Source organism: Collinsella sp. 4_8_47FAA (assembly GCF_000763055.1).
Classification (GTDB): Bacteria; Actinomycetota; Coriobacteriia; order Coriobacteriales; family Coriobacteriaceae; genus Collinsella.
This window is the reverse complement of the sequence record NZ_KN214140.1, coordinates 8,701-9,615: the sequence shown is the minus strand read 5'-3', so window position 1 is coordinate 9,615 and position 915 is coordinate 8,701. Positions and strand designations below refer to the sequence as shown.

The window sequence follows — 915 nt, the reverse complement described above, 5'->3', positions numbered from 1 at the left end:
GTTGGGCGGCCAGGGAGTCAACCAGGGAGTCCGGGGCGGGCGCAGCGGGCGCGGCGGCCGGCTGGCGGGACGGTTTGCCGGGGTTCTTCAGGGCGTCGGCGATGGCCGCGGCGGCGAAGTCATCGAGAAAATCGGTATTCCCGTTTCGTGAAACATGGTTTCCCAGTCCCAGTTTCTCGATGTAGTTCGCGACTGTGCGCTTTGAGACGCCCAGCTCAGACGCTATTTCACGCTTCGTTATGCCCATTGTTCAACCTATCGTCAATCGGGAATGTTTCCCGGGAAACATCGGGGAGTTTCACGGTAGTTCCCGATGATTTTACCGTTTCGCGTTCCCGTTTTTCCCGTTTCTCGTTCTCCACGTCGACACGTTTCCAGTACTCCTCGACCCCGGTATCCAAACCGATGGCCTTCTGCGTGAGCTCCAACCTGGTCATGGCGGACTGCGGCGGGCTCAGGTACCCGCGGTCATTGGCGCTCAACGAGTACTGGTCGAGCGCTGCCCTGAGCTCGACCATCGCGGGGTTGTACAGCTCGTACAGATCATCCGGCTTCGGTTTTTCCGGCTCGGTGGCGCCCTTCGGCACATCCTTCAGCCACTTGATGACGGTCGGGCGTGAGATGCCGAGAGCACGGGCGATCTCACTATGGTTGGCGTCGGGGTGCTCTGCGGCGTACTCGCGAACGAGGTCGGCCTTCGTCGGGGCCCCATCCTTATTGCGCCATGCGCCATCCGGGTCGTCAAATTCTTGAACCGTTCGCGCCCTGGCCAAGTGCACGGCCTGTTTGCGCCCGTTTCTCTTGTTTTTCGGCAGCTCGATGGCGGTACGGCGCTCGATGCGCTCGCGGGTGAGCTTGTGGATGATGGGGTCGTAGTACGCCTCGATCGCGGCGAGCGCATGGTCCTCGGTGAAG

2 protein-coding genes are annotated in these 915 nt (G+C 61.5%); both read right to left on the bottom strand.

What is annotated here, in order from left to right; translation table 11 throughout:
* The coding region (locus HMPREF9463_RS11220) for an HTH domain-containing protein (protein WP_035138940.1) at positions 1–247 on the bottom strand (247 nt) is incomplete at its 3' end.
* Positions 228–915, bottom strand: a 688-nt coding sequence (locus tag HMPREF9463_RS10040; RefSeq protein ID WP_035138938.1) for a helix-turn-helix domain-containing protein, incomplete at its 5' end; no start/stop codon positions are given. The genes HMPREF9463_RS11220 and HMPREF9463_RS10040, both read right to left, overlap by 20 nt.